The 24,501-nt window shown below is 59.4% G+C and carries 21 protein-coding genes; 16 read left to right on the top strand and 5 right to left on the bottom strand.

Features of this window, described 5'->3' with window-relative positions:
• The 3 genes from Q8X48_RS13785 to Q8X48_RS13795 all read left to right on the top strand — a co-directional run bounded on the left by Q8X48_RS13785 (window position 1) and on the right by Q8X48_RS13795 (window position 2,663).
• Complete coding sequence (locus tag Q8X48_RS13785) at window positions 1-1,074, top strand: NAD(P)-dependent alcohol dehydrogenase (RefSeq protein ID WP_217838123.1); 1,074 nt, start codon at window positions 1-3, stop codon at window positions 1,072-1,074.
• Between the two features lie 38 nt (window positions 1,075-1,112).
• Window positions 1,113-1,355, top strand: a complete 243-nt coding sequence (locus tag Q8X48_RS13790) for a hypothetical protein (RefSeq protein ID WP_126045545.1) — start codon at window positions 1,113-1,115, stop codon at window positions 1,353-1,355.
• 384 nt (window positions 1,356-1,739) lie between these two features.
• Window positions 1,740-2,663, top strand: a complete 924-nt coding sequence (locus Q8X48_RS13795) for a universal stress protein (protein WP_407801574.1) — start codon at window positions 1,740-1,742, stop codon at window positions 2,661-2,663.
• Window positions 2,664-2,716: 53 nt separating this feature from the next.
• Here Q8X48_RS13795 and Q8X48_RS13800 read toward each other — a convergent pair whose 3' ends face one another.
• Window positions 2,717-3,280 (bottom strand): GNAT family N-acetyltransferase, encoded by a 564-nt coding sequence (locus Q8X48_RS13800; protein WP_015094828.1) that lies wholly within the window; start codon window positions 3,278-3,280, stop codon window positions 2,717-2,719.
• 225 nt (window positions 3,281-3,505) lie between these two features.
• Here Q8X48_RS13800 and Q8X48_RS13805 point away from each other — a divergent pair, with 225 nt between their 5' ends.
• Window positions 3,506-4,417, top strand: a complete 912-nt coding sequence (locus Q8X48_RS13805; protein WP_407801573.1) for a universal stress protein — start codon at window positions 3,506-3,508, stop codon at window positions 4,415-4,417.
• Between the two features lie 85 nt (window positions 4,418-4,502).
• On the opposite strand, the gene fnr is transcribed toward Q8X48_RS13805, so the two are convergent.
• Entirely contained in the window at window positions 4,503-5,246 is a 744-nt protein-coding gene (fnr, locus tag Q8X48_RS13810) for a fumarate/nitrate reduction transcriptional regulator Fnr (RefSeq protein ID WP_407801571.1), read from the bottom strand.
• A gap of 261 nt (window positions 5,247-5,507) precedes the next feature.
• On the opposite strand from fnr, the gene Q8X48_RS13815 reads away from it, so the two are divergent.
• Window positions 5,508-6,392: a universal stress protein gene (locus Q8X48_RS13815; protein ID WP_407801570.1), complete on the top strand. Its 885-nt coding sequence runs from the start codon at window positions 5,508-5,510 to the stop codon at window positions 6,390-6,392.
• A gap of 70 nt (window positions 6,393-6,462) precedes the next feature.
• On the opposite strand, the gene Q8X48_RS13820 is transcribed toward Q8X48_RS13815, so the two are convergent.
• Window positions 6,463-6,888, bottom strand: a complete 426-nt coding sequence (locus tag Q8X48_RS13820) for a potassium channel family protein (RefSeq protein ID WP_126045552.1) — start codon at window positions 6,886-6,888, stop codon at window positions 6,463-6,465.
• 362 nt (window positions 6,889-7,250) lie between these two features.
• On the opposite strand from Q8X48_RS13820, the gene Q8X48_RS13825 reads away from it, so the two are divergent.
• Window positions 7,251-8,174, top strand: a complete 924-nt coding sequence (locus tag Q8X48_RS13825) for a universal stress protein (protein WP_407801569.1) — start codon at window positions 7,251-7,253, stop codon at window positions 8,172-8,174.
• 378 nt (window positions 8,175-8,552) lie between these two features.
• Here Q8X48_RS13825 and Q8X48_RS13830 read toward each other — a convergent pair whose 3' ends face one another.
• Together Q8X48_RS13830 and Q8X48_RS13835 are read right to left on the bottom strand one after the other, a co-directional pair.
• Complete coding sequence (locus Q8X48_RS13830) at window positions 8,553-9,695, bottom strand: acyl-CoA dehydrogenase family protein (protein WP_407801568.1); 1,143 nt, start codon at window positions 9,693-9,695, stop codon at window positions 8,553-8,555.
• 125 nt (window positions 9,696-9,820) lie between these two features.
• Window positions 9,821-10,834, bottom strand: coding sequence for an AraC family transcriptional regulator (locus Q8X48_RS13835; RefSeq protein ID WP_007973383.1), 1,014 nt, complete (start codon window positions 10,832-10,834; stop codon window positions 9,821-9,823).
• Window positions 10,835-10,948: 114 nt separating this feature from the next.
• Between Q8X48_RS13835 and Q8X48_RS13840 the strand changes: the two genes are divergently transcribed.
• The 10 genes from Q8X48_RS13840 (at window position 10,949) to Q8X48_RS13885 (ending at window position 24,254) form a co-directional block, all read left to right on the top strand.
• Window positions 10,949-12,133, top strand: a complete 1,185-nt coding sequence (locus tag Q8X48_RS13840; RefSeq protein WP_095967155.1) for a lipid-transfer protein — start codon at window positions 10,949-10,951, stop codon at window positions 12,131-12,133.
• Window positions 12,134-12,143: 10 nt separating this feature from the next.
• Entirely contained in the window at window positions 12,144-12,584 is a 441-nt protein-coding gene (locus tag Q8X48_RS13845; protein WP_007973380.1) for a MaoC family dehydratase N-terminal domain-containing protein, read from the top strand.
• Window positions 12,585-12,596: 12 nt separating this feature from the next.
• The gene (locus Q8X48_RS13850; RefSeq protein ID WP_407801567.1) at window positions 12,597-13,025 is read left to right on the top strand and encodes a MaoC family dehydratase; all 429 of its coding nucleotides are present in this window, start codon (window positions 12,597-12,599) and stop codon (window positions 13,023-13,025) included.
• A gap of 33 nt (window positions 13,026-13,058) precedes the next feature.
• On the top strand, window positions 13,059-13,892 hold the full coding sequence (locus Q8X48_RS13855) for an SDR family NAD(P)-dependent oxidoreductase (RefSeq protein ID WP_008059174.1): 834 nt from the start codon (window positions 13,059-13,061) through the stop codon (window positions 13,890-13,892).
• 56 nt (window positions 13,893-13,948) lie between these two features.
• The gene (locus tag Q8X48_RS13860) at window positions 13,949-15,529 is read left to right on the top strand and encodes an arylsulfatase (RefSeq protein WP_407801566.1); all 1,581 of its coding nucleotides are present in this window, start codon (window positions 13,949-13,951) and stop codon (window positions 15,527-15,529) included.
• A gap of 227 nt (window positions 15,530-15,756) precedes the next feature.
• Window positions 15,757-17,190, top strand: coding sequence for a coniferyl aldehyde dehydrogenase (locus Q8X48_RS13865; protein WP_407801565.1), 1,434 nt, complete (start codon window positions 15,757-15,759; stop codon window positions 17,188-17,190).
• An 11-nt stretch (window positions 17,191-17,201) separates the two neighbouring features.
• On the top strand, window positions 17,202-18,818 hold the full coding sequence (locus Q8X48_RS13870; RefSeq protein ID WP_015094838.1) for a GMC family oxidoreductase: 1,617 nt from the start codon (window positions 17,202-17,204) through the stop codon (window positions 18,816-18,818).
• An 85-nt stretch (window positions 18,819-18,903) separates the two neighbouring features.
• Window positions 18,904-20,580 (top strand): class II poly(R)-hydroxyalkanoic acid synthase, encoded by a 1,677-nt coding sequence (phaC, locus tag Q8X48_RS13875; RefSeq protein WP_407801564.1) that lies wholly within the window; start codon window positions 18,904-18,906, stop codon window positions 20,578-20,580.
• 87 nt (window positions 20,581-20,667) lie between these two features.
• Window positions 20,668-21,504 (top strand): poly(3-hydroxyalkanoate) depolymerase, encoded by an 837-nt coding sequence (gene phaZ, locus Q8X48_RS13880; protein WP_015094839.1) that lies wholly within the window; start codon window positions 20,668-20,670, stop codon window positions 21,502-21,504.
• A gap of 29 nt (window positions 21,505-21,533) precedes the next feature.
• The gene (locus Q8X48_RS13885; protein WP_407801563.1) at window positions 21,534-24,254 is read left to right on the top strand and encodes a LuxR C-terminal-related transcriptional regulator; all 2,721 of its coding nucleotides are present in this window, start codon (window positions 21,534-21,536) and stop codon (window positions 24,252-24,254) included.
• Window positions 24,255-24,501: the final 247 nt, after the last annotated feature.

Here is a 24,501-nt window from a genome sequence, read left to right on the forward strand (position 1 = left end):
ATGGCAACCATGAGAGCGGCTGTTTTCGTCGAAAAGAACCGAATCGTACTGGAAGACAAGCCCGTCCCTGAAGTCGGACCGCTGGACGCATTGATCCGTATCACCACCACAACTATTTGTGGCACCGACGTACACATCCTGCGCGGTGAATACCCTGTGGCCAAAGGGTTGACCGTGGGCCACGAGCCGGTGGGCGTCATTGAGCGGCTGGGGTCGCAGGTACGTGGATTTATCGAAGGGCAACGGGTGATTGCCGGTGCCATCACGCCCAGCGGGCAAAGTTATGCCTGCCTGTGTGGCTGCGGCTCCCAAGACGGACCAGACACCCGCCATGGCTTTCGCGCAACCGGCGGCTGGAAGTTCGGCAACATCATCGATGGCTGCCAGGCCGAGTACGTGCTGGTGCCGGACGCCCTTGCCAATTTATGCCCGATTCCTGACGAGCTCAGTGACGAGCAAGTTCTGATGTGCCCGGACATCATGTCTACCGGGTTTTCGGGGGCCGAACGAGGCGAGGTGAATATCGGCGATACCGTTGCCGTGTTTGCCCTTGGCCCCATCGGCCTGTGTGCGGTCGCGGGTGCGCGCCTCAAAGGCGCGACGACGATCATTGGCGTGGATGCCGTGGCCGAGCGGATGACTGTCGCACGACAATTGGGAGCGACCCATGTGGTCAACTTCAAGGACGGTAACGTAGTCGAGCAGATCATGGCGCTTACCGATGGTCGCGGTGTCGATGTGTCCATCGAGGCACTGGGTACCCAGGGCACTTTCGAATCTGCCCTGCGCGTACTTCGTCCAGGTGGTCGACTGTCCAGCCTCGGTGTTTACTCCAGCGATCTGCGCATTCCCCTGGACGCCTTTGCCGCAGGGCTGGGGGACTACAGCATTGTCACCTCTCTGTGTCCGGGCGGGAAAGAGCGCATGCGTCGCTTGATGGCAGTGGTGCAAAGCGGTGGAGTGGACCTGTCGCCGCTGGTGACCCACCGTTTCAAACTCGATGATATTGAAGCGGCTTATGAATTGTTTGCGCACCAACGGGACGGAGTGATGAAGGTCGCGATCACCCCGTGAGGGTGTCCTCGTTTACTCGAAGCTGTACGGAGGTCTCTATGATCATTGATATCACGGAAAGACCGGCAAGCCATTGCTGGGTCGTGTGCATGGATGCCTTGCAAGTGAACTTCTACACGCTGGGAGAAGCACAGGCGTTTGTTGGCCAACTCAAGGCGCGTATCGAGGCGCCACATGTCTGGCCAAGTGTTACCTGCCGGGCAGACGGCACAAGACCGATGCCTGACCGTCAAACGGCTTACTCCAATGGCAAGCGGGTCTGCGTCGACCGCGTGGAGTAACAACGTGGACCAGTGCGGGGCGCAGTTCAACCAGATGACGATCCAATGAACGGAGCCATTGGGCTGACAGGCGCAGCCGCAGCGCTGGGGATTGGCATACTCATCGGTCTTGAACTCCAACGGCACAAGGGTCAGGGCGAAACCCGAGCTTGTGCCGGTTTACGGACGTTCGCCATTAAGGCGTTGTTGGGTCAGCGGCGGGCGCCGCTTCGCCGTTTACTTGATTCCGGGCCAGGTGTTGCTGACCCTGGCGTTGAGGACGGGAATGGGGCTGTCCTGAAGGATATCGCGCGCGCATCTGATAAAAATCAAGTGGTCGGAACAAGGAGTAATCAATCTGTGGTTCTACTCCTGGATTGAAATGGCCGTGTGCCGAGGTGCCCCATGTCGCAATCTCAGCGTTTACTCTTGATCGCTCCTGCCGCCATGACCCGGACACCGGCATTCGACCGGGCTGCTGCGCTTGCGCTCGCGATGCAAATGCCGTTGCACATCGTGGCGTTCGACTATTCCCAGGCCCTGGCGGTGGCCGGGTTGTTCGCCCCGGAACAATTCAGTAGGGCTCGGGATGGCTATCTGCAAACCCATTGCCAATGGCTCGTAGATCAGGCCGGATTGATGAGCAAGCAGGGTGTCGAGGTCACCAGCGAAGTGGTGTGGGTACAGCATCCTTATGAGGAGATTCTGAACTTCATCAATGAGATGCCGCTAACGCTGATCATCAAGGACGCCGAGGAAGAATCGGCATTAAAACGAGTATTTTTTACTCCGCTGGATTGGCAGCTGCTGCGCGATTGCCCTGTGCCGGTGCATCTGGTGACTACTGCGCTGAATGCCCGACCACGCAACGTGCTGGCCATCATTGATGTGTTGCGCGATGAAGATCAGGACCGCGTGTTCAACGACCAGGTTATCGACGCCGCGGCGAAACTGGCCTCAGTCTGTGATGCCAGTCTTGAGTTGCTGCATGTGTATGACTGGACGGCTGTATACGTACAGGACATGGGCATTGGCGCATTGCCGCTGGCCAGCGGGATCCATGAAATGTTGGGAGCGGCTCAGCATGAGGCATTTGCTGCCATCGCTGAGCGCCACGGCGTGTCACCGGAGCATCGTCACTTCAGGTTGGGGGCACCCGTACCGAGTATTTGTGAGTTTGTCTTCAAGCACCGCTGCGATGTCATTGTCATGGGCACAGTACAGCACAAGGGCCTGAGCAAATTACTCGGAACCACCGCCGAGCAACTCCTGCATCGGGCACCGTGCAGTGTGCTGGCGATCAAGCCGGGAAGAATGCTGCAATCCTGAGGGCTTGATCGCCCCGCGACGAGCCGGTGGCCGGAACATCGCGCAGCGATTGTCTAAAGGTAAAGACGATGGATCACCTGACGGCTGTCGTCGGGATCATTGTGCGTCTCGAATCCGAGCGCCTTGGCCAGGTCGCGCATGGGGGCATTGCTGGAGGCGTCCACCGAATACATCTGGCGAAAGCCGTTTTTGCGGGCTGCCTTGATCAGATGGTCCATCAGTAACGTGCCCAGCCCCAGATGCATCCATTCATCGGCGACCGTGACGGCACATTCACACTCATGCTCGCGGGTGGCCGCGTAACGGCTGATGCCGATCTCGACCAGATCCCCTTTTTCATGGACCAGGGCGATATAGGCCACACGCTGTTTATTGTCCGTGTCCATCAATTGGTCGAGCATCGCAGCGCCGGGTTCGCTGATCTGCGCGAGAAAGCGCATGTGCCGGGATTCGGGAGACAGCCGTTTGATGAAAGCGTATTCACGGTCGCGATCCGCCTGCGCCAGTGGTCGGATCAAAACGTGGCGACCGTCCCTGAGCGCTTCTATCCAGTATTGGCCGTCGACCGCTGCATAGGTGGCCGCGGCCTGATCATTGTGGTCTTTGACGGTAAGCATGGGGTGTTCCTCCAGTGCGGTTTGCAAGCTTGGCATGGGGTAAAAAAGTCGCGCTTGAGTACTTTTCTACACCGCTGTCGATGCTTGAATCTGATCTGGATCAGATAGCCGTGCCGGCGGCACTGGTTTGCGTGGGCTTGATGTAAATCAAACCGCGCCAGGTGATAGAGCGCAGTCTGGAAAATATGCCGGCACTGTATGACCGGAGTCGAACGGAGGTGTGTGATGGGTCAATATCAACGTTTTCTGCTGATCGCTGACCAAACCCTGCATCAGTCTCCCGCCCAGTTGCGTGCCGTCGCATTGGCCAAGGCAGCCGGGGCCGTACTGGATGTGCGGGTCTTTGTCGAACCGGCACCGGTGGTGCATTTATGGCAAGAAAAAGTCGATGACGCGGAGCAACAGCGGTATTTGCGTCGCTACCGTCGCTGGGAGGCCGAAGAGCTCGATCGACTCAGCGACCTGGGCCTGCAGGTGACGGTCAAAGCCGTCTTCACCACCCATGCGCTGCTGGATATCTTGAAGACGGTCGAGGATCTCAAGCCCGACCTGTTGATCAAGGATGTAACCCTTGAACCTGTGCTCAAGCGAGTGTTCATCACCCCGCTTGATTGTCACTTGTTGCGTGAATGCCCGATCCCCGTGCATCTGGTCAACCACGTTCGTTACAGCTTGCCGCACCGAATCGTGGCGGCAGTGGATCCGTTCGATCCGTCGACACAATTGAGCGGTTTGAACGACACCATCATTCAGACCGCCAACGCCCTGGCCCTGCAATGCGATGCGCCGCTACACCTGCTTTACGCCTATGACCTGTCGCCTGCCTTCAACAGCGACGCGCCATTGGCCGGGGGCGGTTGGGGCGTGGATCTGAGTGAAGAACTGCGTCAATCCTTGCACCAGGCGTTTGTTGCACTGGCGCAGCGCTACGGGGTGCCACCGGAGCGACGGCATTTCGTCATGGGGCTGCCGGTGCCGGTGATCAGTGAGTTTGTCGAGCAATACCTGGCCGATGTCGTGGTGATGGGCACTGCGCATCGTGTGGGGCTCGACCGGTTGATCGGCAGCAACACAGAGCGGGCGCTGTACTCCGTGCCAGGCAGTCTGTTGGTGGTCAGGCCGCATGTCAGGGATTGAGCACTGTCGCACCGTTGAACCGACCTGTGCGCAGCAGCGCCAGCTGGCACAAGGGCACGCATGAAGATTCTCCAGGCTGCAGGTGTCAGTGGAGGTTACGATGGCAGCCCACGTTCAGTTGCTTGAGCCCGTCCATGTTCAGGATCTTGACGTCGCGGCCGTTTATTTCCACCAGTCCCTGGTCTCGCAGGTGCGCGATGCCCCGACAGATGGTTTCAAGGCGCAGGCCCAGGTAGGAGCCAATTTCCTCTCGACGCATTTTCAACACAAAGCTGGTGGACGAATAACCGCGGGTATTCAAGCGCTGCGACCAATTGAGGAGAAAAGCGGCCAGGCGTTCATCCGAGTTCATATTGCCCAGCATCATCAGCATGTCGTGATCGCGAACGATTTCCCGGCTGAGGATTTTGTTCAAGTTGTGCTGCAACGAAGGCAGTTCCCGGGCAAGTTTTTCCAGGTGAGCAAAATGGATGGGGCAGACTTCGCTATCTTCCAAAGCAACGGCATTACACGCATGCAGATCGGTGCTGATGGCGTCCAGACCGAGCATTTCGCCGGGGATCTGGAACCCTGTGACTTGCTCGCGACCATCGACCGACAGCACGCTGGTCTTGAACGAACCGATTCGCACCGCATACAGCGAACGCAACGGGTCGCCTGCGCGGTAAAGCGTCGCGCCTTTTTTGACCTTGAATCGTTGCACGATCAGTGTGTCGAGACGTTCGATTTCCGGACCGGTCAGGCCAAGCGGCAGGCACAGCTCCAGGACGCTGCAGTTGGAACATGCAGACTTGAGGTTTTGACTTTGAAACGGCCTGGCTTCAGACATGATCTAAATGCCCCCGTATGGATGGGCTTAGCATAGGTGCTACCTGCCCAAACCACCGGTTGTTCCGAACTATTGTGGATGTAACAGACAAACGGGTAAAAAACCGCTCCGTCGGCTGGCTCCCATGAGCAATCATCCAAGTGCCGGGCAACTGCAGGCACATGATGTCCAGGCTGAGCCGGCAATGGCCATTGATGGCCAAGTGCTTTTGTCTACACAGAGTCCGCCTGCGTCGAATTTCCACCCCACGGGAGATTTATCATGAGCCAGTATCAAAGCCTGTTACTGATCATCAACCCGGCCTTGCGCCATTCTCCAGCCATGAGTCATGCAGCGGCGCTGGCCAAGGCCAGCGGTGCAAATTTGCATATCGCGGCGCTTATCCCTTCGTTCAAATGGTTATCGCTGCTTGAAGAGGGCGATCGAGAATCGGGTCGGGAGCGCTACCTGCAGGACCATCGCGGCTGGCTTGAGGCTCAGGCCGAAAATTTGCGTGGCAGGGGAATAGAGGTGACCACCGAGGTGGCCTGGGCTGAGGACATGAAGCAAGACATCATTGAACACGTCACGGACTTGCAGTCCGACGTGTTGATCAAGGAGGTTCAGCATGAGTCCGCACTCAAACGGGCCTTCTTCACCCCGTTGGACTGGCACTTGTTGCGTCACTGTCCGGTGCCGGTTTTTCTGGTGGGCGGGAGCAGCTTCGTTTTGCCTCGCAAGGTTGTAGCAGCGGTCGAGGTATCGGATATCGAGTCTACCGACAATGAATTGAACGACCGAATCATCAAGCAGGCTTGCAGCCTTGCGATGCAGTGCAACGCCGAGCTGCATTTGCTGTATGCCTGCGATATCTCGGCCGCTTTTCTGGCGGAAATGGGCGGCCTGACACTGGCTGACCTGACCAAAGAACTTCGCAGAGACCTGGAAAAGTCTTTCATTGAGTTGGCAGATCGGTTCGGAGTGCCCTCCGATCGTCGACATTTGATTGAGGGAAACCCGGTCACGGTGTTGAGCGAGTTTGCCAACGAACACAATGTGGATGTGATCGTGATGGGCAGAGTCCAGTCCCATGGTGTGGGCAAGCTTCTAGGCAGCACGACCGAGCATATTCTGTATCAGGTGCCATGCTGCGTTCTGGCGGTCTAGATCCTGTCTGTACAAGGCTTGATCCAGACGTCAGTTCGATAGTTGAGTCTGATATGAGTCAGAAAGGGGATTATTTGCGCTTCCAGTACTTTTGCATTTCCAGAAACAGGAAGGATGCGGTCCATGTGATGAGCACCAGCCCGGTAAGGGCTTGTAGACCGGTCAGGTATTTGAGGTTGCCCACAGGCGAAATATCGCCGAAGCCGATTGTCGTGTACGTCGTAAAGGAAAAGTAAACGCAGTCCATCAGCGAACCGTCGAAGTTACCCGTCAGGTTGCCCCATTTTCCTGAGTGCACCATCAGGTAATAGACCAGCGCAAAGCACCAGACCTCTATGGCGTGGGCCAGGAGGGCGCCGAATACTCCTACCACGATTCTGAAGCGGTTCCACACCTTGAGCCGGGGCAGCCAGTCATTCAGGCGTAACAGGCATTCGTAGTGGATCACTACGACGATGATGACCACCAGCGTATTGATCAGCGTGACTGCCAGCATGGCAAATCTCCAGCGTTAGGGGAGGTGGTGCATCAGCGTAGTTCTACGCCAGGAAGCCGGAAAATCGTTGAGCTGAATCAACAAGGGTTTAAGTCATCGAAAGCCAGTCGCTCCGTTAACGATAGCTGTTGATTAGTTGATTAAAGTCAGATCTCCCACGGCATAACGCCAAATAATCGAACTGCCGCTTTCCGGTCGCAACCAGTCGACAGGACGATTATGAACACGTATCTGTTCGTTGTATTGCGGGACATTTTTTGCTGACTGCAGTCACGAGTTCGCTCGAAGTAACAAGCATTTGACTCAAGGCCCAGACAGCCAGGCGGGTTTGCACTCAAGCAGGTTTCAGGGCGAGGTATGTGATGCTCAAGCTCAAACGCATTCTATTGATAGCCCCCAGCGAAATGACCCTGACACCAGCGTTTGAGCGTGCACATGCCTTGGCGGGTGCAACCGGTGCCTTATTGCACATTGTCGCGTTCGATTATGTCCAGGCCCTGGCGGTAGCCGGTCTGCTTGACCATGACGCGATGGCACAGGCACGAGAAGGCTATCTGCAGGTTCACCGTCATTGGCTGGAGCAGCAGGCCCGGTTTCAACGATGCGGCGGCATACAGGTGACCACCGAAGTGGTCTGGGCCAAGTCGAGCCTGACAAACCTGCTGGAGTACGTGAACGACTTTCTTCCGGACCTGGTGATCAAGGACACCCATTATGTGCCGGCACTTGACCGTGCCTTTCACCGGCCTGTGGACTGGCGACTGCTTCGCGAGTGTCCGACCCACCTGCACCTGGTGACCAGCGCCAAAAATCCCAAACCCTTGAAAATTCTCGCGGCGATCGATCTGTCCCATCTGGAGGAACTCACTCAGGGATTGAATGACCGAATACTCGACCTGGCCTCTACTCTGGCGGCCAGTTGCGGTGCGCAGTTGCACTTGCTTAATGTCAGTCGTTGGTCAGAGATAAGCGATGCGCCGATGAGTGTACCGACAGGCAGTCTTGATGACAGTTTGAGAGACGCTATCGAGGATGCCCAACAAGAGGCTTTCGATGTGCTTGCCGAGCGCTACTGCATCAAGGATGCCCGTCGACATTTATTGACGGGCTCCCCCCACAAGGTTATCGCACTGTTCGCTCAACAGCATGCTTTCGACATGGTGGTGCTGGGCACGGCTTATCACCATGGGCCTGAGCGGTTTATCGGCGATACCGCCGAGAGCGTGTTGAACCGGGCTCCGTGCAGTTTGATGATCGTCAAACCATTATCGGGGGGCAGGATGTAGGAAGGCGGGAAATCGGGATGGTTTTGTCACACTTTGAGTGTGGTCGTATGTTCGCCAAACCCCGGAAACGACAAAGCCCTGAATAATCAGGTTTTTGTCGTATAAAGATGGCGAAGGCGATGCGGATGCCATCGGCCGTGGCCTTGTTCTTGCGTACATCCTGGCTGGGATTTTCCTTGGTCGTCAGTCCCCATTCCCGCGCAATGTCGAAGAGGGGGAGCGGCTGGAGCAACTGCGTCGGTCGGGAGTGTTGGCTTTCGGAGCAGGAGGTGGGAGGCAACAACAGTCAATGCCCGCTTCGATGAGCGGGCTTTTCATCTAACAAAACAAGCAGAGGCCAGGGAGGGGAGCGGCCAAGGAAAAAGGCGCAGCCCGGACCTACAGCTGACGAGCGATCAGGTCCTTCATGACTTCATTGGCGCCGCCATAGATCTTTTGTACGCGCGAATCGACAAACATCCGGGCGATAGGGTATTCGTCCATATACCCGTAACCACCGAACAGTTGCAGCAGTTCGTCGGTAACCTTGCACTGCATATCGCTGCACCACAACTTAGCCATATAGGCGGCCTGAGGATCGAGCTTGCCGTCGAGCAAGCGCTGGGTACAGTCGTTGACGAATGTGCGGGCGATGTGGGTGATGGTGGCACACTCGGCCAGCTTGAACTTGGTGTTCTGCAGATCAAACAGTTTCTGGCCGAACATCCGGCGTTCCTTGGCGTAGTCTGTGGCCAGCTCCAGCGCACGCTCCATGACCGCCACTGCGGGCACAGCCAGCAACATGCGTTCATAGCAAAGTTGGCTCATCAGCTGGATGAACCCGTTGCCTTCGACCGGGCCGAGCAGATTGGCGACCGGTACGCGCACGCTGTCGAAAAACATTTCGCATGTGTCCGAGCCATGCAGGCCGATCTTTTTCAGCTTGTTGACACTGTAGCCCTTGAGGTTCTCGGTCTCGATCACCACCAGTGAAATACCCTTGGCGCCATCGTCGGAAGTGCGCACGGCGATCACCACCAGATTGCCGCTGTAGCCGTTGGTGATGAAGGTCTTGGAACCATCGATCACGTACTCGTCGCCATCACGGCGGGCGCGTGTGCGCAGGGTCTTGAGGTCGGAGCCGCAATCGGGTTCGGTCATGGCGATGGCGGCGAAGAGTTCGCCGCTGGCCAGGCGGGGAATCCATTTTTGCTTCTGCTCTTCGGTGCCGTAGTCGATGATGTAGTGGGTGGCGATGGAGTGCACCGCAGTACTGGGCGGCATTCCGGCGCGAGCCAGTTCATCCAGGGCGACCAGTTGGTAGGACAGCGGCGCGCCGGCACCGCCGTATTCCTCACTGATCTCCGGCAGCAGAAAACCCATCTCGCCAAAGCCCTGCCAGATCTCGCGCGGCACGTAGCCCTGTTCGCGCCAGGCATCGTTGTGCGGTGTCATCTCATTGGCGATGTAGCGACGTACCTGGTCGCGATAGGCCTCGATGTCGCTATCCATCCAGGAATGTTGGTGCAGTTGGGGCAGCATAAGCTCGGTCTCCGCAATTTTGGGCTTCGCCACCGATGGCAGCGTGCGAAATGCGAGCCTAGAACGAGGGGGCGTGCGCGCACATAGCCGCTGGCCCCAAAGCTGTTGCACTTGGCCTCAATCTGTCAGTTGCCCTTGCGAACCTGGCCCGGAGTCTGGCCGGTCCAGCGCTTGAAGGCGCGCTGGAAGCTGGCGCTGTCGGCGAAGCCAAGTTCCTCGGCCAGCACCGGTGTCGGCAGCTTGCTGGTTTTCAGTCGGTAGATCGCCCAGTCGCGGCGCAGGCTATCGCGGATGTTCTGGAAAGAGGCGCCTTCCTGAGCCAGGTGACGTTGCAATGAACTGGCCGAGCAGTGCAGGGCGGCACTGGTCTGTTCAAGGTCTGGCCAGCCGCTATGGCGCGCGCGTTCTTCACGCAGATAGACCCGCACCCGGTCGCTGACGCGTGCGGGTATGGCGGGCACCAGAAGGTCGAGCAGGGCCTTGGCCAGGTATTCATGCAGATGAGAACTGTCACGGCGTACGGGAGCCTGCAGTGCCTGGGAGTCGAACCAGATAGTCGAGAAGGCTGTGCCGAAGCGCAGTTCCGTAGGGAAGAGCTTGCGGTAGTCGCCAACCGATTCAGGTTGTGTGAATGCCACGTCGATACCAGCGGGGCGCAAGCTCCCGCCTTCCAGCCAGGCCATGACGCGCCAGATCAGTCGCAGAAACAGCACGTGGGCGAAATCGCGGGACTCGACCTGAGTGGTGAGGAAGTGCAGTTCGACCCTTACGTGCCGACCGTCGTCCAGCAGCACCGGGTCAAGGTCGTCTTGCAGGAGCCGCAGGGTGTGGGTGAATTCCCGCAGGGCGCCGAACAGAGTGTCGCCGGTCAGGGCTGAACGCATCATCAGCATGAAGCTGCCGCGGCGCAATTTTCGCGAAAACAGCGCGATGCCTTCGTCATCGAGACCCTTGATGGTCTTGCGCAGCAGCGCAACGTACTGGTCGACGGTGACGTGGTGGTCCAAGTCCTGAGGCTGCTGTGGATCGATCCCTGCGTCGCGTAGAAAACCCTCGATCTCGTAGCCGCGATCACGGGCTGCGGCGAGCAGGGAGGAGACGAAAACGGAGGCGAAGGTAACGGGGGTTGGATTCGACATTGGTGGATTCTGCAAGTCATTTGCGGCGCCATGACATTGGCGGTTTTGCGCACGGCCATCACATTAAGCCCACAAAGTCACACCGTGCCGCAACTTAAATTCAGGAAAGCCGCTATGAGTCGCAATGTCTATGTGATTGGGGTCGGCATGATCCCTTTCGTCAAGCCGGGCGCCAACGCGCCCTATCCGCAAATGGCCGCTGCCGCCTTGCGTGCCGCGATGGTCGATGCCGGCGTGGGTTACGCGCAGGTAGAGCAGGCCTACGTCGGTTACGTCTATGGTGACTCCACTGCAGGCCAGCGCGCGCTATACGAAGTCGGCATGACCGGTATCCCGGTGGTCAACGTCAACAACAACTGCTCCACCGGTTCCAGCGCGCTGTTCCTGGCCAACCAGGCAGTCAGCGGCGGTTCGGCGGAATGTGCCCTGGCGCTGGGTTTTGAGCAAATGAGTCCGGGTGCGCTGGGCACGCTCTTTGGCGACCGCCCCAGCCCCTTCGAGCGCTTCGACCTGGCCACCGATGAGTTGGTCGGGCACGCCGGCATCCCGCTCGCGCTGCGCTACTTCGGTGGCGCTGGCCTGGCGCACATGCAGGAGTTCGGCACCCGCCTGGAAACCTTTGCCAAGATCCGCGCCAAAGCCAGCCGCCATGCCGCCAACAACCCGATGGCGTTGTTCCGTAACGTCGTCAGCGCCGAAGACGTGATGAACTCGCCCGCCGTCTGGCCCGGCGTGCTGACGCGCCTGATGGCTTGCCCGCCGACCTGCGGCGCCGGGGCGGCGATCCTCTGTTCGGAGGACTTCCTCAAGCGCCACGGCCTGAAGGGCGCAGTGCGCATTCGTGCGCAATCCATGACCACCGACACGTCCAGGACGTTCGATGCGAGAGACATGCGCGAAGTGGTCGGTTTCAGCATGACCCGCACGGCCGCGCAGAATGTCTACGAGGCGGCCGGTGTCGGTCCGCAAGATATCCAGGTCGTCGAGTTGCACGACTGTTTCGCACAGAACGAGCTGCTCTCCTACGAGTCGCTGGGCCTGTGCCCGATCGGCGGGGCGGAGCGCTTTGTCGAGGACGGCGATAACACTTATGGCGGCAAGTTCGTCACCAATCCTTCCGGCGGGTTGCTCTCCAAGGGCCATCCACTGGGCGCCACCGGCCTGGCCCAGTGCACCGAGCTGGTCCAGCAGTTGCGTGGCGAGGCGGGTCCACGTCAGGTAGACGGCGCGCGTCTGGCTCTGCAACACAATCTCGGGTTGGGCGGCGCCTGCGTCGTCACCCTCTACGAAAAAGTCTGAGGAGCGACGGATGATCGACAAGAAGTGGATAGGCCACGAACTGGCCGCCACCACGATGACGCTTGAGCGCGGGCGTCTTTGCGCATTCGCCCGGACCATTGGCGAAACCGATCCGTTGTACACCGATCTCGCTGCCGCCCAAGGAGCCGGCTTGTGCGACGTGCTGGTCCCGCCGACATTCCTGTTCGGTGCCGAGCTGGATGCCGGCACCGTAGACAGCATGCTGGCGGATCTGGAAATCCCGATCGCGAAGATTCTTCACGGTGAACAGAGCTTCACCTATCACAAGCCGGTGTGTGCCGGGGAAACGGTCACCGTGAAGTCGCGGATCGCCGATATTTTCGACAAGAAAAACGGCGCGCTGGAGTTCCTGGTCAAGACCTCGCAAGTCCACAACGACAAAAACGAGCTGGTCGCCGAGTTGCGCACCGTGCTCGTGGTCCGCAACTGAGGAGTCCCGACCATGAGTCATTCACTGCAACACGTGAAGGTCGGTGACCGGCTGCCACCCCTGACGCTGGCGGCGGTCGACCGCACCACGCTGGCGCGGTTCGGTTGCGCCTCGGGCGACCTCAACCCGATTCATATCGACGTGGATTTCGCCCGCAAGGCCGGCATGCCGGACGTGTTTGCCCACGGCATGTTGAGTATGGCCTGGCTGGGTCGCCTGCTGACCCAGTGGGTGCCGCAAAGCCGGCTGCGCAGCTTTGGCGTGCGCTTCCAGGGCATCACTCACCTGGGGCACGTCATCACCTGCAAGGGCCAGGTAACCGAGATCGTCGAAGTCAACGGCGAACGCTGCGCCAGGGTCGAGGTGGCCACGGTCAACCAATACGGCCAGGTCAAGATCGTCGGCGACGCGTTGATCGCCATCGCCATCGCCATTGGCTAACCCCCTTTTTTCAACCTTTTGCGGAAGAGACAGATGAGCAAGAAACTCGAAGGTAAAGTTGCCCTGATTACCGGTTCCGGTCGTGGAATCGGCCGTGCCATCGCCCTGAAGCTGGCAGCCGATGGTGCCCGCGTGGTGGTCAATGACCTTGACGCCGAGCCGGCTCAGGAAGTGGTCGAGGCCATCAAAGCCATGGGCGGGGAAGCCGTCGCCTGTATCGGCAGCGTTTCAGCGCCTGACTTCGCCGAGCGCTTCGTCGGCACCGCGGTCGAGCATTACAAGGGTCTGGACATCATCGTCAACAACGCGGGCTACACCTGGGACAGCGTGATCCAGAAGATGACTGACGAGCAGTGGTACGCGATGCTCGATGTGCACCTTACCGCGCCTTTTCGCATCCTGCGCGCGGCGCAGCCGGTCATCCGCAGCCTGGTCAAGGCTGAACAGGACGCCGGCCTGCGTAACATTCGCAAAGTGGTGAACATTTCCTCCGTTGCCGGGCTGTTCGGTAATGCCGGTCAGGCCAACTACTCCACCGCCAAGGCCGGTATCACCGGCATGACCATGACGCTGGCCAAAGAGTGGGGGCGCCTGAACACCACCGTCAACTGCGTGGCCTACGGCTTTATCAAGACTCGTCTGACCGAAGCCACCGCCGACGGTAACGCCACCGCCGAGATCGAAGGTCGCGAGATCAAGGTCGGTATCAACCCTGACCTGATGACCATGCTCGAGCGCAGCATTCCGTTGGGGCGTGCCGGAACCCCGCAAGAAGCTGCCGGCTCGGTGTACATGTTCTGCATCCCCGAGTCCGACTATGTCAGTGGCCAGACGTTGATCTGTAGCGGCGGTCTGACCGGAATCTAAGCGCCACCGCTGTCCGGACAATCCGAAGCATTCAGTCAAAACAACAAGGACAAATCATGAAAGACAAGCGCGCGTGGTTGTCGCGGATAGCCCTGGTGGGCGTCTCGTTGATAGGCCTTTCGGCGACAGCCGGGGCGACGGATAAACCCAATATTCTGGTGATCTTCGGCGACGATATCGGCCAGACCAACATCAGTGCCTATAGCCATGGCGTGGTCGGCTATAAGACACCGAACATCGATCGCATTGCCAACGAAGGCATGATGTTCACTGACTACTACGCGGAGAACAGTTGCACCGCAGGACGTTCTTCGTTCATCACCGGCCAGACGCCGTTGCGTACGGGCCTGACCAAAGTCGGAATGCCCGGGGCGCCAGTCGGCCTGCAGGCGCGCGACATTACCATTGCGCAGGCACTCAAGGCTCGGGGCTATTCGACCGGTCAGTTCGGCAAAAACCATCTGGGCGATCGCGATGAGTTCCTGCCGAGTAATCACGGTTTTGACGAGTTTTTCGGCAACTTGTACCACCTCAATGCCGAAGAAGAACCCGAGCGTGCCAATTGGCCTAAAGATGATCCGGACTTTGTCAAGGCCGCCGCACCGCGTGGGGTCATCCATTCCTATGCCGATGGCAAGATTGAAGACACCGGCGCACTGACCGCCAAGCGCATGGAGACCATCGACGACGAAACCACCGCCGCTGCTCAAGCGTTCATGGAGAGACAAGCCAAGGCAGACAAACCGTTTTTCGTGTGGATGAACACCACCCGCATGCACCTGTTTACCCATGTGCGCGACTCGATGAAAGGCCAGAGTGGCATGCCCGGCAACGAGTACGCGGACGGCATGCTCGAGCACGACGGTGATGTCGGAAAACTGCTGAAAACCCTCGACGACCTGAAAATCGCCGACAACACCATCGTCGTCTACACCACCGACAATGGTCCGAATCAGTTTTCCTGGCCGGACGCGGCAACCACACCGTTTCGCAACGAAAAAAACTCCAACTGGGAAGGCGGGTTCCGTGTGCCGGCGATGGTTCGTTGGCCGGGCAAGATCAAGGCTGGTGAAGTGTCCACTGAAATGTTCTCCGGTCTCGACTGGTTCCCGACCTTGCTGGCGGTAGCGGGTGATACCGACGTCAAGGAACGCCTGCTCAAGGGGGCGAATTTTGCGGGCAAGAACTTCAAGGTGCACCTGGACGGCTACAACCAGCTCGACTATTTGACCGGCAAGGCCAAGAGCGGTGCGCGCAAGGAGTTCTACTACTTCAACGACGACGGCGTGCTGGTCGCGTCGCGTTTCGGTGACTGGAAGGCGGTGTTCTGCGAGCAGCGCAAGCCAGGAGGATTCGAGGTCTGGAGCGAACCTTTCGTTTGTCTGCGGGCGCCGAAGATCTTCAATTTGCGTATGGACCCTTACGAAAGGGCGGACGTTGTTTCCAATCAGTACTACGACTGGATAATCAAGAACGCTTACCTGCTTGGTGTGGCCACGATGAAAGCCGCGAAGTTTCTGCAAACTTTCGTCGAGTACCCGCCCAGCCAGAAACCGGCCAGCTTCAGTATCGACCAGGTACGCAAGCGGGTGGATGCGCAGATCGAAGAGAACGCGCGGCAGCAGAAGCAGCAGTAACCCATCGATGCCACCTCCGGGTGGCATCTTTATTGGCGCGACGAAGATTTCACCCGCGTGTTGTGCCAGGCAAGGCGGCCAGCAACTGAGGTCAAGTGCAATAGCTTTGATGTCTTCGGCTATTTGAAGTCCACAGTGACGGCCATACCCTCTGCTCACGCATCGATACCTGCATGGTTGAACGCGACAGTGGGTGTTGGTGGTCTTCAGTTCAGAGGAATCAAGGCATGATCCAGGAAATGGCGGTTCAGCGAGTGGCCCGCGTGTTCAATACCCAGCGTGAGGCTTTCCGTGCTCAACCTCATTCCTCGCTGGCTGAGCGCCAGGCCAATCTGATCGCACTGCGTACCCAGCTACGGCGTTACCAGGACGCCATTGTCGCGGCGATGAGCGCCGATTTTGGCCATCGCTCCGCCGTCGACACCAAGTTCCTTGACCTGATGGGTTGCATCTTGCACATCAATCACACCCTCAAGCATCTGGGGAGCTGGATGAAGCCAAGCCGACGCCCCACAGAGCTGCTGTTCAAAGGCAATCAGTTGTGGGTGGAATATCAGGCAAAAGGCGTGGTGGGGGTCATATCGGCATGGAATTTCCCGGTTTACATCGCCATTGCGGGTTTGGTCAGTGCGCTCGCCGCAGGCAACCGGGTGATGCTCAAGATGTCCGAGTTCAACCCGCACACCAACGAGGTACTCAAGCGTCTGCTGGCAGAGGTGTTCGACGACTCGCAAGTGGCCCTGGTCGGTGGTGAGCTTGAAGATCCAGGCTTTTTCTCTTCGCTGCCATTCGACCACATCATCTTCACCGGATCCCCCGGGGTCGGGCGTCTGGTCATGCGTGCCGCCGCAGCCAACCTGACACCGGTAACACTGGAGCTGGGTGGCAAGTCGCCTGCGGTGGTACTGGCTGACTACAACCTGAGCGATGCCGCGCGACGTATCGTTCACGGCAAGGGCACCAATGGCGGGCAGATCTGCATCGCACCGGACTATGCCCTGGTTCCCCAGGACGATATCGAGCGCTTCGTCGGCGAAGTCCGCGGTCAGTTCCAGGCGCTGTACGGCGAACGGCCTGCCGCTAACGATGACTACAGTTCGATCATCGATGATCGTCAGTTTCAGCGCCTCCAGGGTCTGCTTGAAGATGCGCGGGCCAAGGGCGCCCGGATCATTGTCTGTGGCGAGGTTGCCCCGGGGCGCAGGATGCCGTTGCACATCCTGACGGGGGTGACGCCGGAAATGCGGGTGATGCAGGAAGAAATTTTCGGTCCGCTGCTGCCGGTATTGGGTTATGACAGCCTCACCGGTGTGGTGGCTCACATCAACAGCGGTCAACGTCCCCTGGCGCTGTACATTTTTTCAACCGACGCGACGAGCATCGATCGATTGCTCAAACGGACCCATTCCGGTGGCGTGACCATCAACGATTGGGGCTGGCACGCTTTCAACCACGGTGCTCCTTTCGGTGGCACGGGAAATTCCGGTATGGGCAACTATCACGCAGAAGAAGGGTTTCGCGAACTCAGTCACGCACGCACCGTGTTCAAGAGGCGAACCTGGTTCCCCACCCATCTCTTCCATCCACCCTTTGGCGGCCGGCTTCAGAGCCTGGCGCTGGCGTTTTACCTGGGCAAGCCGGATGCGGATGTGAAGTCTTGAGGAAGAATGATATGAGTCAGAGTGTGTTCGATTACGTGGTGGTGGGTGGCGGCTCGGGTGGCTGTCCGGTGGCGGCGCGCCTCAGTGAGGATCCTCAGGTCAGTGTTTGCCTGCTCGAGGCCGGTGGCAGTGACAAGAAAGTGTTGATTCAGGCACCACCGGGCGTAGTGGTGATGATGCGCGAAGGTTTCCATAACTGGTCCTACGAAACCGTGCCCCAGCCGGGGCTCAACGGGCGCAAGGGTTACCAGCCGCGTGGCAAGGCGTTGGGCGGGTCCAGCTCGATCAACGGCATGGTCTACGTCCGCGGCCATCGCTGGGACTATGACCATTGGGAGAGCCTCGGCAACCCCGGTTGGAGTTATGAAGAGGTTCTTCCGTTTTTCAAGAAGTCGGAACACAACGAGCGCTTTGGCGAGACCGAGTTCCATGGCGCTGGCGGCCCGCTGAATGTCGCTGAACTGAAGTCGCCGAGCCCTCTGTGCGAAGTCTTCATGAGCGCCGCCGAGGAGCAGGGCATCGCCCGTACTGACGACTACAACGGTCGCCAGCAGGACGGTTGCTTCCGCTACCAGGTGACCCAGAAGGACGGAGAACGCTGCAGTGCGGCCAAGGGCTACCTGTGGCCGATCCTTGATCGGAAAAATCTTCAGCTTTTCCTCAATGCTCCGTTCCACAGCCTGATTTTCGAGGGCAAGCGCTGCGTGGGTGTGCGTTACCACAACGGCAAGGATGTGCAGGAAGTGCGTGCCCGCCGTGAAGTGATTCTCGCCGCTGGCGCCTTTGGTACTCCACAGGCCTTGATGCTGTCGGGTATCGGGCCGGCCGAGGAGTTGACGCGGCTGGGTATCCCGGTGCTGGTGGACCTGCCAGGCGTCGGCCAGAACCTGCAGGATCACATCGACTACACGGTGCCGTACAAGGTCAGTCATCCGGAGGGTTGCCTGGGCCTCACCGTAGGCTCCAGCGTCAAGCTGGCGGCTGCCGCCGTGGAGTGGGCGAGCAAGCGCAGCGGCATGCTGACCACCAATTTCGCCGAGGCCGGCGCCTTCCTGCGCTCCGATCCGGCGCTGGACAAGCCCGACCTGCAGATGGTCTTCGTCACCGCCGTGGTCGACGACCATGGTCGTCACCTGCATTGGGGTTATGGCTACAGCTGCCATATCGAGGTACTGCGCCCGAAAAGCACAGGCATCGTGACCCTGCGCAGCCGTAATCCGCTCGACGCGCCGGTCATCGACCCACGCTTTTTCGATCGACGGGAAGACATCGAGTTGCTGATCCAGGCGGCGAAGACCCAGGCCCGGATCCTCGAGTCCACCCATTTCGCCCGTTTCGGACCGCAACTGATCTATCCCGTCGACTGGAATGACGACCGGCAGATCGAGCAGGACATCCGCCGTCGCGCGGATACCCAATATCACCCGGTAGGCAGCTGCAAGATGGGCCCTGACAGTGACCCGCTGGCCGTGGTCGATGCGCGTCTGCGGGTGCGCGGTGTCGAAGGCCTGCGGATTGCCGACGCCTCGATCATGCCGACCATTCCCGGGGGCAATACCAACGCGCCGACCATCATGATCGGTGAAAAGGCTGCCGCCATGCTCAAGGAAGACGCGCGTCACCTGTGAGCCTGTCTGTGATTCGAGCTACTTCCACGAAGCGATCAAGGCCCCGAGCCACCAAGGGGCCTAGTGTCAAGCATGGGGTGTCACAATGGATAAAAATGATAAAGAGCTCTCCCTGCAAGCCGCCAAGCACACGCTTAGCCTGAATCCAGCGTTCGGCCCTCGTGGGCGCGACATACTCAGCAGCGCTCGCATGGTCCTGCAACAAGTGTTGAAGCAACCCGTGCACAGCGCCCGACACATGGCTGCGTTCGGCATGGAACTGAAAAACATCCTGCTCGACCGTTCGGATCTCAAGCCGGCGGCGGGGGACAAGCGTTTCGATGAGCCAGCCTGGCAGGGCAACCCGCTGTATCGTCGCTATATGCGGGCCTACCTGGCCTGGTGTCGGGAAATGAACGACTGGATCAGTAGCAGCAACCTCAGCGATCAGGATGCCAGCCGTGGCCAGTTCGTCATCAACCTGCTGGCCGAGGCGATGGCGCCGACCAACACCCTGGCCAACCCTGCGGCCCTCAAGCGTTTCTTTGAAACCGGTGGCAAGAGCATTCTGGATGGATTCGCGCACTTGACCCGCGATCTGATTGAAAACGGTGGCATGCCCAGCCAGGTGGACAAGACGGCTTTCGAGGTGGGCGGCAATCTGGGCACGACGCCTGGCGCGGTGGTGTTTCGAAACGAGGTGCTGGAGCTGATTCAGTACAAACCTCGAAGCGAGCAGGTGCTGGAGCGCCCGTTGCTGGTGGTGCCGCCCCAGATCAACAAGTTCTATCTGTTTGATTTGGCGCCGGAGAAGAGCCTGATTCGTTTCCTTCTCGACAGTGGCATCCAGACCTTTGCCGTCAGCTGGCGCAATCCGGGCAAGGCGCAGCGCGAGTGGGGCTTGTCCACCTATGTCGAAGCCCTGAAAGAGGCGGTCGACGCAGTGCTGGCGATTACCGGCAGCACTGATCTGAACACCTTCGGAGCGTGCTCCGGAGGCAGCACCATGTCATCGCTTTTGGGCCACTATGCGGCACTGGGCGAGAGCAAGGTGAATGCCTTCACCCTGGTGGTCAGCATGCTCGATATTCGCCCCGACACCCAGGTCTCGCTGTTCGCTGATGAGAAAACCCTGGAGGCGGCCAAGCGCCGTTCATATCAGGCTGGCGTGCTGGAAGGTCGTGAGCTGGCAAAAGTCTTCGCCTGGATGCGCCCCAATGACCTGATCTGGAGTTACTGGATCAACAACTACCTGCTCGGTAACGAGCCGCCTGCATTCGATGTCCTCTACTGGAACAACGACACCACCAACCTGCCGGCCGCGCTGCACGGCGAGTTCATTGAGATGTACCAGACCAACCCGTTGGCCCGTGCCGGCGCCCTGGAGGTCTGCGGTACTCCAATAGATCTCAAGCAGGTCACCAGCGATTTCTATTGCATGGCGGGCCTGACCGACCACATCACCCCATGGGATGCCTGCTACCGCTCGATGCACCTGTTCGGCGGCCAGGGTGAGTTCGTGGTGTCCAACAGCGGGCATATCCAGAGCATTCTCAACCCGCCGGGTAACCCCAAGGCCCGCTTCATGACCGGCAGCAGCCTGCCGGTTGATGCCCAGGATTGGCTGGAAGGTTCCAGTAAAGAGACCGGCTCCTGGTGGACTCACTGGCTGGCCTGGTTGCAAGCACGCTCCGGTCAGAGCAGGAAGGCCCCCGTCAAGCTTGGCAACAAGGCTTACGTCGCTGCTGAAGCGGCTCCTGGCACCTACGTGCACGTGCGCTGACTCGCTGTAGCCGGACGGGCGCTTGCGTCCCGTCCTGTCCACGTTCCAGATCCCTTGGCCCGGCGCCGCAGAAGGAACCTCCGTAACATGTCACAGCCCTTTGTCTATCGCACCATCGAACTGGATGGCGGGCATCTGCGCGTTGCCATTCGTCCAGGCAAGGCCGATCTGCCGCCGTTGCTAGTCTTCAATGGCATTGGCGCCAACCTGGAGCTTTTGTTTCCATTCGTCCGGGCGCTTGATCCGGACATGGAAGTGATCGCCTTCGACGTGCCCGGTGTCGGCGGCTCCTCCCTGCCGAGCTTGCCTTACCGGTTTTCTGACCTGGCGAAACGGGTTTCGCGCATGCTCGACTATCTGGACGTTGGCCAGGTCAACGTGATCGGCGTGTCCTGGGGGGGAGCGCTGGCACAACAGTTCGCCCACGATTTTCCGCAGCGTTGCAAGAAACTGATCCTGGCCGCCACGTGTGCGGGCATGGCCATGCTGCCGGCCAAACCCAAAGTGCTCTGGAGGATGGCCTCTGCGCGCCGTTACATCCAGCCGTCCTACGGCGCGCGGATCGCGCCGGACATCTATGGCGGCGCTTTTCGCCATGACCCGGCACTGGCACAAGCGTTCGCCAGCAAGGTGCGCTCCGGCGGCAGGCGCGGTTACTACCTGCAACTGTTGGCGGGCCTGGGCTGGACCAGCATTCACTGGCTGCATCGGATCCATCAGCCGACCCTGATTCTGGCCGGCGATGACGACCCGATCATTCCGCTGCCCAACATGCGCCTGCTGGCCAGGCGCATTCCCAATTCGCAGTTGCATGTGATCGGCGATGGCCATCTGTTCCTGGTGGCCCGGGCGCAAACCGTTGCACCGATCATCTCGTCCTTCCTCGCGCAGGAACGACAGCGCGCTAGAATTCATCAAGCGTGACATGAGCAGTTCATTGGTTCGCTAGCCTTATGAAATCCTCCAACACGATACTCATCCGCACCAAATGGTCGCCGCCCCGAATCGATCCCCGGTCGCTGCCGCGCGAGCGTCTGCTGGAACTGATCGAGGCAGGACGCGAGCGCAAGTTGACCTTGATCCTGGGACCTGCGGGCAGTGGCAAGAGCACGCTGGCGGCGCAATGGCGCCAGCGCTTGATCGGTGCGGGGCTGGACGTCGCCTGGTTCAACCTGGGGGCCGACGACGAGACGCTCTGGGCGGCGTATCTGGTCGCCAGTCTGGGGGCCGCGGGCCTGGCTGTCGGCGACGATATCATTGGCCTGAGCGAGCGCACTGACCAGCGTTCGCTGGAGGTGTTGCTGTCGCTGCTGGTCAACGCGCTCTACGAGCATCCTCGATCGATTTATCTCTTCCTCGAAGACCTGCATTTCCTCTCTGCGCAGCCGGCATTGGCGATGATCCAGCGCCTGATCGATCTGGCACCGGACAATTTCCATCTGGTGATCACCACACGCCAGCGTCCGGCGCTCAATCTGTTGGCGATCGGCATCAAGGGGCAGTTGACCCAGATTGATTTTGCCGACTTGCGCCTGACGGCCCAGGAGCAGTTCAGTCTGCTTGAGCTCAATGGTCTCGAAAACCTGTCCGGCGAGCAGCAACAACGTCTGTATGAGCTGACGGACGGTTGGGCCGCGGGCCTGCAGATCGGTGTCCTGTCACTTCGCCACAGCGGTAACTTTGAACAGAGCCTGCGAGCCTGTGGCGGCATGGTCATGGCGATCGATGAATCAGGTCTCGATGCCTACCTGGATGACTGCATCAGTCGTGTGCTTTCTGCCGGGCAAATCGCTGCCATGGTCCAGGTTTCGACCTGCCGACGATTCAATCGCGAGCTGTGCGTCGCATTGACGGGCAGCCAGGAGAACGCGGCGGTGCTTGACATATTGCTCGAGCAGAACCTGTTCCTGTTGCCGATCGACCTCGAGGGGCGCCTGCAGTGGTTCCGTTTCCACCAGATGTTTTCCGGGTATCTGCAACGGCGCCGCAATGAGCTGCCGGTTGTGGAGGTGATTGGGGTCAATCATGCCGCCAGCCAATGGTTTGCTGACCACGGTTTGTACGTCGAGGCGATTCGTCATGCTCAGGCAGCCCAGGATCTTGAGGGCAGCGTGCAGTTGCTGGCACGGGCGGCGAGGTCGCTGATCGGTGACGCGCATTTTGCACAATTGCTGCAGTTGGCCGACGAGTTGCCGCGTGAAGCCTGGTCCAAGCAGATTGACCTGCTCCTGGCGGTTGCCTGGGCAGAGCTCACCTGCAATCGCATGGAGAGGTTCGAGCTCACACTCGCCTCGATCGAAGCTCACCCGGAAGTCAGCCGACCGGAAATAGACACTGAGTTGCAATTGCTGAGGGCCATGTACCTGCTCAGGAGGGACGATACGACAGCTGTACTGGCGCTGCTCGAGCCCTTGATGGCGCAGCCGCCCAGCCAGCGCCACTTTCACCTGCTGATGCTCTATACCCTTGGCGGCGTGGCATTGCTCAAGGCGGGTCGAACAGTGTTTGTACGGGATCTGGTCTACAGCACGCGAGGTCTGCTCCGGCGCGCGCAAGGTCCTCGGGCCCGGCCGTTTTTCGATGCGCTGTGTGGCCTCAGTTTTTTTGTCCAGGGCGATATGAACCAGGCCCGGCGCGATCTCGAAGGTGTCCTGGTGCAAGTGACGCGCAACGAGTCACTGGCGCAGGATGTCGCCATCTTCATCAAGTCCACCCTGGCCTTGACCTGCTATCACTTGAACAGCCTGGAAGCCGCCGGGGATTACGTTGAAGGCTGTTTCGGGGTCGCCGAGGTCCTGGGGACCTCTGACTGCATTTTGTATACCTACCTTGCCCAGGCGCATTTGCAGTGTGCTGCGGGCAGGCTGGAGGCGGCCCACGCCACCCTCGATCGATTGGGCGAGATCGCCGAAAGCATTGGCCTTGATCGCCTGCAGGCGTGGCGTTTTGCCGAGCAGATACGTATTGCCTGCCATCAGCATGATCTGGCCCGCGCGCGCGAGCTGTTTCGCAGACTGCGCGCGCTGGCCATGCCTTACCTGGACAAGCGCGGTTGTGCCTGGGCGGAGATCCCCTTGGCCTGCGCAATGGCACACACGGCCTTGGCTCTGGCCGAAGGCGACTATCGATGCGCGGTCGAGGTAGGGGAAAGCTGGGCACTGCTCTGTCAGGAGTGGGGGCAGTTACAACCAGCTACCGTGCTGCGAATCCGTGTCGCTATTGCCAGGACAGCGCTCCATGAACCACAAGAGGCCCAGCGCCACATGTCCACGGCACTGCGCAATGCCTGCGAATACGGGATGTTCCGGGTGTTTCTTGATGAAGGAGCGGCGGGGCTGCGCCTGCTGCAATCGCTCAGTGTCGATGCGCTGACAGCGCTGGAGCGTGACTACATTCAACACTGTCTGATGCACGGAGCCGATTCGCAGAGCCTCTCGAGCGGGACCGGTGAGGGTGGTCGGGCGCCTGCGCCTGGCAGCGATATCCTCTCGCCCCGTGAGCTTGAAGTGGTCGAACATCTGGCCCGTGGACTGTCAACCAAGAGCATCGCCAAGGCCCTCGATCTTTCGCCTGGAACCATCAAGTGGCACCTGAAGAATATCTTCGGCAAGTTGGGTGCCTTTTCTCGCGAGGATGCAGTGAGCAAGGCGCGGCAAGTCGGCTTGCTTAACTAACGCAGCGTAGCCTTGGCACCCTCGAAAAAGTCCAGGTATTGAATCGGCGAACTGCGCCACCACCCCTCCCTAGATGGGAGGGTTACCAGTATTCACCTTAGGGTAGGGTGCCGGGTAACGGTGGTGAGACCGTGCATGCAGGGTTCATGTGAGCGCAGATGGCTCCAGACCTGCAATGCTCCTGCACCCACGCTGTGAGCGCCCGGTACTGCCGTCTCCTGCCGTCAAGGCACGGACAATAACAATA

The sequence above is a fragment of the Pseudomonas sp. QLc11A genome, assembly GCF_052112305.1.
Lineage (GTDB): Bacteria > Pseudomonadota > Gammaproteobacteria > Pseudomonadales > Pseudomonadaceae > Aquipseudomonas > Aquipseudomonas laurylsulfatiphila.

Bases quoted from the DNA above. Each gene is read 5' to 3' on its own strand.
- Q8X48_RS13785 (WP_217838123.1), top strand. From the start codon at position 1: ATGGCAACCATGAGAGCGGCTGTTTTCGTCGAAAAGAACCGAATCGTA.
- Q8X48_RS13790 (WP_126045545.1), top strand. From the start codon at position 1,113: ATGATCATTGATATCACGGAAAGACCGGCAAGCCATTGCTGGGTCGTG.
- Q8X48_RS13795 (WP_407801574.1), top strand. From the start codon at position 1,740: ATGTCGCAATCTCAGCGTTTACTCTTGATCGCTCCTGCCGCCATGACC.
- Q8X48_RS13800 (WP_015094828.1), bottom strand. From the start codon at position 3,280: ATGCTTACCGTCAAAGACCACAATGATCAGGCCGCGGCCACCTATGCA.
- Q8X48_RS13805 (WP_407801573.1), top strand. From the start codon at position 3,506: ATGGGTCAATATCAACGTTTTCTGCTGATCGCTGACCAAACCCTGCAT.
- fnr (WP_407801571.1), bottom strand. From the start codon at position 5,246: ATGTCTGAAGCCAGGCCGTTTCAAAGTCAAAACCTCAAGTCTGCATGT.
- Q8X48_RS13815 (WP_407801570.1), top strand. From the start codon at position 5,508: ATGAGCCAGTATCAAAGCCTGTTACTGATCATCAACCCGGCCTTGCGC.
- Q8X48_RS13820 (WP_126045552.1), bottom strand. From the start codon at position 6,888: ATGCTGGCAGTCACGCTGATCAATACGCTGGTGGTCATCATCGTCGTA.
- Q8X48_RS13825 (WP_407801569.1), top strand. From the start codon at position 7,251: ATGCTCAAGCTCAAACGCATTCTATTGATAGCCCCCAGCGAAATGACC.
- Q8X48_RS13830 (WP_407801568.1), bottom strand. From the start codon at position 9,695: ATGCTGCCCCAACTGCACCAACATTCCTGGATGGATAGCGACATCGAG.
- Q8X48_RS13835 (WP_007973383.1), bottom strand. From the start codon at position 10,834: ATGTCGAATCCAACCCCCGTTACCTTCGCCTCCGTTTTCGTCTCCTCC.
- Q8X48_RS13840 (WP_095967155.1), top strand. From the start codon at position 10,949: ATGAGTCGCAATGTCTATGTGATTGGGGTCGGCATGATCCCTTTCGTC.
- Q8X48_RS13845 (WP_007973380.1), top strand. From the start codon at position 12,144: ATGATCGACAAGAAGTGGATAGGCCACGAACTGGCCGCCACCACGATG.
- Q8X48_RS13850 (WP_407801567.1), top strand. From the start codon at position 12,597: ATGAGTCATTCACTGCAACACGTGAAGGTCGGTGACCGGCTGCCACCC.
- Q8X48_RS13855 (WP_008059174.1), top strand. From the start codon at position 13,059: ATGAGCAAGAAACTCGAAGGTAAAGTTGCCCTGATTACCGGTTCCGGT.
- Q8X48_RS13860 (WP_407801566.1), top strand. From the start codon at position 13,949: ATGAAAGACAAGCGCGCGTGGTTGTCGCGGATAGCCCTGGTGGGCGTC.
- Q8X48_RS13865 (WP_407801565.1), top strand. From the start codon at position 15,757: ATGATCCAGGAAATGGCGGTTCAGCGAGTGGCCCGCGTGTTCAATACC.
- Q8X48_RS13870 (WP_015094838.1), top strand. From the start codon at position 17,202: ATGAGTCAGAGTGTGTTCGATTACGTGGTGGTGGGTGGCGGCTCGGGT.
- phaC (WP_407801564.1), top strand. From the start codon at position 18,904: ATGGATAAAAATGATAAAGAGCTCTCCCTGCAAGCCGCCAAGCACACG.
- phaZ (WP_015094839.1), top strand. From the start codon at position 20,668: ATGTCACAGCCCTTTGTCTATCGCACCATCGAACTGGATGGCGGGCAT.
- Q8X48_RS13885 (WP_407801563.1), top strand. From the start codon at position 21,534: ATGAAATCCTCCAACACGATACTCATCCGCACCAAATGGTCGCCGCCC.